The 7,526-nt window shown below is 56.1% G+C and carries 8 protein-coding genes and 1 pseudogene; 4 read left to right on the forward strand and 5 right to left on the reverse strand.

Annotated features, from left to right (window positions below; translation table 11 throughout):
* Positions 1-389 precede the first annotated feature (389 nt).
* Positions 390-839 (reverse strand): group II truncated hemoglobin, encoded by a 450-nt coding sequence (locus AB4043_RS12240; protein WP_442302915.1) that lies wholly within the window; start codon positions 837-839, stop codon positions 390-392.
* A 166-nt stretch (positions 840-1,005) separates the two neighbouring features.
* Here AB4043_RS12240 and AB4043_RS12245 point away from each other — a divergent pair, with 166 nt between their 5' ends.
* A complete protein-coding gene (locus AB4043_RS12245; RefSeq protein ID WP_442302916.1) occupies positions 1,006-1,629 on the forward strand; it encodes a CGNR zinc finger domain-containing protein in 624 nt (207 codons plus the stop codon).
* 14 nt (positions 1,630-1,643) lie between these two features.
* Positions 1,644-2,357: an alpha/beta fold hydrolase gene (locus tag AB4043_RS12250; protein ID WP_442307159.1), complete on the forward strand. Its 714-nt coding sequence runs from the start codon at positions 1,644-1,646 to the stop codon at positions 2,355-2,357.
* On the opposite strand, the pseudogene AB4043_RS12255 reads toward AB4043_RS12250, so the two are convergent.
* Positions 2,345-2,746 (reverse strand): annotated as a pseudogene (locus AB4043_RS12255) (DUF3237 domain-containing protein); the annotation flags it as partial. The gene AB4043_RS12250 and the pseudogene AB4043_RS12255 overlap by 13 nt on opposite strands.
* Before the next feature lie 77 nt (positions 2,747-2,823).
* Here AB4043_RS12255 and AB4043_RS12260 point away from each other — a divergent pair.
* Positions 2,824-3,738, forward strand: coding sequence for a LysR family transcriptional regulator (locus AB4043_RS12260; protein WP_442302919.1), 915 nt, complete (start codon positions 2,824-2,826; stop codon positions 3,736-3,738).
* 111 nt (positions 3,739-3,849) lie between these two features.
* Here AB4043_RS12260 and AB4043_RS12265 read toward each other — a convergent pair whose 3' ends face one another.
* From AB4043_RS12265 to AB4043_RS12275, 3 genes are all read right to left on the reverse strand, one after another.
* Positions 3,850-4,650, reverse strand: a complete 801-nt coding sequence (locus AB4043_RS12265) for a hypothetical protein (protein ID WP_442302920.1) — start codon at positions 4,648-4,650, stop codon at positions 3,850-3,852.
* A gap of 240 nt (positions 4,651-4,890) precedes the next feature.
* Positions 4,891-5,763, reverse strand: a complete 873-nt coding sequence (locus AB4043_RS12270) for an SDR family oxidoreductase (RefSeq protein WP_442302921.1) — start codon at positions 5,761-5,763, stop codon at positions 4,891-4,893.
* A 182-nt stretch (positions 5,764-5,945) separates the two neighbouring features.
* Positions 5,946-6,869, reverse strand: a complete 924-nt coding sequence (locus AB4043_RS12275) for a LysR family transcriptional regulator (RefSeq protein ID WP_442302922.1) — start codon at positions 6,867-6,869, stop codon at positions 5,946-5,948.
* Between the two features lie 249 nt (positions 6,870-7,118).
* Between AB4043_RS12275 and AB4043_RS12280 the strand changes: the two genes are divergently transcribed.
* The coding region (locus AB4043_RS12280; protein WP_442307160.1) for a class I SAM-dependent methyltransferase at positions 7,119-7,526 on the forward strand (408 nt) is incomplete at its 3' end.

Raw genomic sequence — 7,526 nt, forward strand, 5'->3', positions numbered from 1 at the left:
GCGTTCATGCCCGCACTAGACTGGCATTCTCACAAATAGTTTCAAAGCTAGCCAAACAATTCGTGCGAGAGCCCAACGCTTTCGACAGGACGCGGCGGCAGTCCCGATTATGTATGGTCCGCCGCGCGACTGCAAGGGTAAGTTTGGTCGAGAAGACATCTGCATGTCGATGATCCTCCTCGGAAAACCGCTGTAACCCTCCGCCCAAACGGAGGGTTACAGCGGCGGACCATCTCATTAGTCGGCTTATAGGAAGGGAACGGCCCGACAGCTTAGATAGCCGCCGCGAAGCGCGTTTCCTGACCTATTCTTGATTCAGACCACGCGAGTTGGATGAGTGATTTGCCCTGTTCTCGCCAGAATTCTAAATCGTGGTCTGCCGCAGAGACTTACACCTCAAGTCCATCCCACGACCACCGTGGAACGCCGAGGCCCTTCGGCACGTCATCAGCAGACTCGTGATACCGGGCCATCGTCGTCGTGGTCGCCCACGCGAAGTAGTCGTGCAGCACCTGACGCAAAGTGGCGTCCTCAGCCAGCCCCACATCAGCCAGAGCCTGATCGAAGCAGGCGATTGCGCGGCGATCCATTTCGTGGTGCTCCCCGTGGCCGCTGTGGATTCTGACAACACTGCTCTCGTCCCCAAAGGACTCGGAATACGTCGTCGGACCGCCGAGCGCCTCAGCCCAGTAAGCGGCGAGTCGCTCGGTATGCTGGGGATGAAAGCCGTGGCTGAAGGCGTGGGAGACCTCTTCGTCTTCCATCACGCGACGATGCCAGGCGTGGGCAAGGCGGCGTATGCCGTCCATGCCGCCCGCTGCCTCAAAGACGCTTTGCATGAACCCATGATCACAACTTTCGCGGTGTCCATGCAAGGTGCTGTACCGGTATTCCCCCAATCGGAAGAAAAACAGCCTGACTGTCCTTTGCCCATTCCGCCACCGTTCAGCAGGTTGTTAAACATGGGGCCTTGAGAAAATCGACACCATACTATATGGTGTCGCTATGAATACCTCTGAACCAGCATCGGATGATCTCTTTGCTTTTCGCTTTCGAGGAGGCAGTCTTTGCCTCAATTTCGTCGCGACGATTGGATGGAGAGATTCACCCAAGCCTATTGAGCGGCTACCAGGCTCGGCGGACTTTGAACGATGGATCGTGGAAGCTGGGATTGCGACAACCTCACCACGAATATCAACAAAAATGCTGATCGAGGCACATAAGCTTCGCGAAGCGATTTACCGAATTGTGAATGCGATTCTGCACCAGAAGCCCTTCGATGTCGAAGACTTGAACACGGTGAACCATTGGGCAAGTTTCCGAATAGAGTCTCCGCAGCTCATTGCCGACGGAAAGAGCCTCGTCATCAAGACTGCCGTCGCACAGAGAGCCGAATCGGTGGTTGCTGAAATCGCCAGGGACGCCGTCTCACTTCTCGGCGGTCAACAGCAGAAGCGAATCAAAAGATGCGCGCGCGAGGACTGCACCTTGCTCTTTGTTGATGAATCCCGCAGCGGCCGCCGTCGCTGGTGCTCGATGAACGCCTGTGGAAACAGGGCAAAAACAGTTGCTTATCGTCGGCGCTCGAAGTCCGCACTCGCCAAAAAGAATGCAACGAAGCCTGCTTGATTGGAGATATCACAATGAAATTGAAGGTGCACGAATGGGGCACGGGTGACCGGGTTGCTCTCTTGATTCACGGTCTCTTTGCGGATCATCAGAACTGGTATCGCGTCGGCCCTGCGATCGCCGATCGTGGTTATCGGGTTCTGGCGCCGGACCTGAGAGGGCATGGCGCAAGTCCACGCGGTCCGTACTCGCCTGAGCTATGGGCGGCTGACCTTGTCGAGAGCCTTCCTCAGAACGCAGAGCTTGCAATCGGGCATTCGCTCGCAGGTATGGCCCTCGCTCTCGCCGTAAAGCCTCTCAACGCAGCGCGCGCGATCTATGTCGATCCCACATGGAAGATGACGGCACAACAGCATGCATCGTTCAGTGCGACATGGCGAGGACAACTCGGATGGAGCGACGAACAATGGAGGTCGGCGAATCCGCGTTGGGCGTCGGGTGACATCGAGGCGCGCCTCGGTTCGATGAAGCGCTTCGACCCTGCCTGTATTGACGGTTTGGCTCCCGGCAGTGGCCACGATCACATGCCTCAAACTGCTTCCGTTCCCTCATTGGTCCTGCTGGCCGATCCGAGCCCATTTGTTACGGCTCAGGATGCGATGCTCTTGCAGGCTGGGGGATTCGACGTGCAGATCGTACCAGGTTCAAGCCACTCCGATGGACCGACCGCTTCACCACGAGCAATCCGAGCATTGACCTCAGGGGAAGCATGTCGTACCCCGCGATAGGTCATCAGAATCAGAGTTCCATCGTCGGTTTGCAGGATCAGGCGCACATCTTGCTGAGCGGACCCGTCCTGTCGAACCAACAACAGGTCTGAACCTGCTTGGGGGAGGACTTCTCCTCGAAGCCGATCGCCGGCAAATTGTCCGCCAGAGACAGTAAAGATGCGGCGTTTCCCTACGGGGGTGTCTCCCAACTCCATCGTGGGAGGCAGCTTCATGGTGATGGTAAACAAATGGCGCGACTTGAGTTCTGTCATGGCGGGACTCCGTGTTGGGATGTTCTGCGCGGGGAACTGCTGCGGCGTCTCTTGCGCGGGCACCACACAGGGTGCCAATGTCGCAACCGCCACCAGAAGAAGGAACATTGCAGTCTGAAGTTTGGCTCTTCGCATGAGTTCTTCTGAAAGTGAGTTTGGCGCAATGAGATTGATTCGTCCAATCGATTGACTATATATTCGTGATTCACCTCATGAATTTAGCGTCGATCGATCTGAATCTGCTGGTTGCGCTGGACGCGCTCATCTCGGAAGCGCATGTCGGTCGCGCTGCTCGAAAGATTGGGCTCTCACAGCCAGCGGCAAGCCATGCTCTGAAGCGGCTCAGAGACCTTCTGGGCGATCCTCTGCTGGTGCGGGTAGGCTCGCGAATGGAGCTAACCCCAAGGGCAAACGACTTGCGAGAGTCGTTGGCCGAAACCTTGCACCGGGTGCGTCGGGTTTTCGACGCAGAATCCTTTGAACCCAAAGCCAGCACTCGTCACTTCTCCATCATGATGCAGGACCATATTGGTCACCTGGTTGTGCCGGCGCTGGTCAAACGTGCGCATTCCATGGCGCCGGGTATCAGGCTGGATGTTCTGCCCTGGCAGAGTCCCTCCTCCATCAAGGCGGAGCGCTTTCGCTTCATCGATCTGATTATTTCGTGCTCCACCGATGAGATCGCGGGATTTCAGCGTGAGACCTTGTTCACTGATACAGAAGTTACGGTCGTCCGCAAAGGGCATCCGGCCGTATCGCGTATGAAGAACCTGAAAACATTCCTCCACTCGAGTCATGTGGCCGTTGTCGGTAGAGGTCTGACGGAAGATCCGGTCGATCGCTGGCTTCGGGAAGAGGGAATGGCGAGGCACGTGGCGCTTCGTGTTCCTAGCTATGTACAAGCTCTGCAAACGGTAGCGCGTTGCGATCTGGTGGCCTTTGTTCCCAAGCGGCTGGTGGAGTCTCTGCAAAGCTCATTGTCACTGACGGTGCTCCCACCTCCGATCGATCCAGGAGAATACCGTGAATTCCTATTCCATCCAACTCGGGCTGCTCAAGATCCGGCATCCCTTTGGCTCCGAGAGCTGGTTCTCGAAATTGGAGAGCGACTCGACCGAAGGAGTTAGTAAATCCTCGGTACATTCGCTCCGCACACGACCTGCCTCCGATGTGTTGCCTCAACTGGCGCCAAATGCTCTAGCGCAAATCGCTGAAGCCCGTTTCCAGGAAACCAGCGTCTACTGTTCGGCACCATTGCCAGGCGTCCGCGGAATTCCGCGCAGCCAGGTGATGTGTGCGTGCGTACCGGGAATGGGAACTCGACCGGCTCGCCAGTCGTAGCCGTCGAAGTCCTGCGTAAGCGCGAGCATCTCTTTCACCGTGTACGCGCGCATCACCGACACCAGGCCATCCCACCAGCAAGTGAGAGGAACCAGCGGAAGCAGATAGGTGAACAGCAGCCGTGACACCCTGAAAGGGCGGATGAAGGGCGTAGCGAGCCACACGTAAACGGGCGTGAAGAAAAACGGCAGCAGCATGGGTACACTGCGTTCCGGAATCTCGAAGATGCAAATGGGCTGGCAGGATTCGACAGCGTTTTGAAGTACGGCGCGCGCGGCCACGGGGGTGAAATGATGAAAAGCGTTGAAGATGGTGCGCAGACCGCGGAGATCGGCCGGCACGAGAGTTGCGTCGACCGGATCGGTGCGAAAGTGAATGCGCGCAGGGTAAAGCGCGGCGACACGGCTCATAGCGTTGACGTTCGGAAAACGGTCGGTAAGCGTGAACTCCAGAGACAGGCCATCTGCAGCCAAATGCTCAAGCAAGTCCACAACCTGGCTGCCGGCACCTGAGCAGAGATCGACGACACGGGTCTGGTGGGAGTCTTTGATTGCCTGTGCCAGCAAAGGTACAACCGGCTCATGCAACTTGAATCGAGCCTCCATGAAGTGGAGGTAATCCGTTGCAAGATCGCGGATGAGCGGCGGGAACCAGGCGAGATCCTCGAGTTCGAAGAGTTGCAATCTTGGAAGTGGCATGGCACCGCCGCGCTTAGTGCTCGCTAACAGAGACTATTCTAGATACTGACGATCGCCGCCGACTCTCGATTCGTTGAAAATCGCCAGCTCATCAACGTTGGGGAAATTATTTAAAGCCGACTATGCCAGAGCAAAATCTCAATTTCTAATACATGATTGGTTCCTCTGGAGCGGTGCTCCATAGTCATTGATGCGCAGTGCTTTCATTGTCCTTTCCCTTTCGAGTTCTTCACGCGGTAGTCAGACCTGCTCGCTTGCGGCCCACTCGGCAACGGTTTGCCGAACGAATGCCTCATACGTTCGCGGGGCATGACCGAGCAGCTTCGTGACGCGGCTTACATCGGCTTCTGTCGAAGCGAATCCGCGCTCAACGTACTCTTGGAACATCTTCCGCATGTCGTACGCCATCCAGCCTGGGGCCATCGTGCTCATCTGCTTCTCCCACGCGTCAAAGTCGTGGCCTGTGTAGACGATCTGTTTGCCCAGAACCTCGCCCCACAATGAGGCATTGCCGGGACCATCGATCTGCGAGGAACTGACGAGATCGTAAGTCTGACCTTCGTGACCTTGCTCGGTCAGCGTGACCGCCGCCGCTTCGGAAAGGTCGCGCGAGTCGATGGCGGATATTCCTGCCGTACCGATAGGCATCGGGTAGATACCCATCTGTTGCAACACCGGTTTGAGCGTCAGATCGTTTTGGAAGAAATAGCCGGGCCGTAGGATCGTGTAAGGAACGCCGAACTCGCGCAAAGCATTTTCGACGGCGACCTTTGAGGCAAAGTGGGGTACGTCCTTGAATTGGTCTGCCTTGTAGACCGACACATACGTTACGTGCTTGACGCCCGCTCGCTTTGCCATGCCATAGGCGATCAATGCCTGGGTCAGTTCGTCGGCCACAACACCATTCAGGAGGAAGAGCTTATCAATCCCTTTCACTGCTTCTCTGATGGACTCCGGATCGGTTAGATCACCAGGAACAACCTCTACGCCCGCCGGAAATTTGGCTGCCTGGGGTTTCCGCGCCAGAGCCCGGACTTCAGCTCCACGTTGATGCAGCATCTTTACAAGCTCTCCACCTACATTCCCTGTTGCTCCAGTAACAAGAATCTTCATTGAGTCTCCTTCGAATTCGTGCCGCCCAGGACCGCGGTCGGCACGATACAAGAGACTCTTTGGGATATCCACGCGAGTCAACATCTACTGGAAAATAGAATTGCAGTTTTGGAATGAAGGTTTAAGGCCGCCCCGTCAAAGACGGCACCCGATGCGGAATCTCTGCGGCGAAGGTCTGACGGCTAAGATTTTCGGCGAGAGCTCAACTCGTCGAGCATGGCTTCGAAGTGCTCTTTGAGAAAGCTCACGAGCTTGCGAATCCGGGCAGATTGCATCGCCGAAGGCGTCACTGCGAAGATATGGGCAGGTACTGCTTCCCAGTCGCTTAGCACTCTCACGAGACCATCGCCGAACGCTGGATGAAATGCGAGGAAATCGGGAAGAATCACAATGCCCATGCCTTCTTTCGACAGCTTCGCAAGCATTCCAACCGAGTTTGCGCTCGCCTTGCCATCAACCTTCACGGTTCTATGTTCGCGCTCCCGCCGCAATTCCCACTGACTGACTGGTTCACCGTGAATACCACGAATGCATGAGTGCTCGGCGAGTTCTGCGGGGTCTTGAATTTTCTTGTGCTTCGCCAAGTATTCCTGAGAGGCAAACAGACGGCGAGGGAATGTGCCGACCCGTCGAGACCAGAAAGATGAATCGGGCAAACGCAACTGATGTCCCACCATGATCGCCAAATCGAGGCTTTCGGTCAGAAGGTTTGGATGGCCGCTGATAGAGAGAACTTCGATCGAGATCTCTGGATGGTCGAGCATGTAACGGGCGAAGAGAGGAAGGAAGATGGTTTGTGCCAAATCAAACGGCACACCCACGCGAATATGTCCGGATGCTCTGGAGGCGATCCCCGCTACATCCTCCTGGATGCGTCGCGCTTCGGCCACAAGAGCTTTGGATTGTTCGTAGCAAGCCTGCCCGGCATCGGTCAACTTGAAAGTGCGTGTCGAGCGATGAATAAGATTGAAGCCCAATTCTCTCTCGAGCGCGCTGATGCGTCGCGACAGTGTCGATGCGGGCATCCCTAGCGCCGCTGCTGCCCGACTGAAGTTGCGCGTGTTCGCCACCTCCACGAAGAGCGCCAAGTCTGCAAGGAAACGCATAAAGTTCTTTCCTGTCGTTCACATCCGGAGCGGGGCAGCATCTACCCTTCGGTGAAGCCTGCGTCTAAGGTTCCGGCCTGGTCAGAATCTCATATATCTACGGTTAGAGACCATCCGGTCCTAAGATCTCGATAGTGATAATTCTGGACTGGCGCCAAATGGCCAATGCGCTCATGAAGTGCGGATGGAAGGGTGGCGACAGATGACCCGGAGCAACACCAGATAGATACCCCACAGTCGAGGAGGACCATGAGTACGGACACCGCTGGATTCTACGATGACTTGGCAGAGCACTATCACTTGATCTTTGAGGATTGGGGTCATTCGATTGAACGACAGGCGGGTGTGCTCGGGCCGTTGGTCGAAGATAAGCTGGCTGGAGGCCCTCTAAAGATTCTCGACTGTGCCTGTGGGATTGGAACCCAAGCCATCGGGATCGCCCAACGCGGTCATACTGTCGTTGCCTCTGATCTGAGTAAGGCGGCGGTAAGGCGAGCTGCCCGTGAAGCGCGCAAATTGAGCCTGGATATCAAATTCCATGTGGCCGACATGCGAGATCTTTCCGTTCTTCCCAAGTCAAATTTCGATGCAGTATTGGTTGGGGATAATTCTTTGCCTCATTTGTTGTCTGATGAGGATTTGGGCCAGGCGCTAGAG

The sequence above is a fragment of the Terriglobus sp. YAF25 genome, assembly GCF_052113305.1.
Classification (GTDB): Bacteria; Acidobacteriota; Terriglobia; order Terriglobales; family Acidobacteriaceae; genus Terriglobus.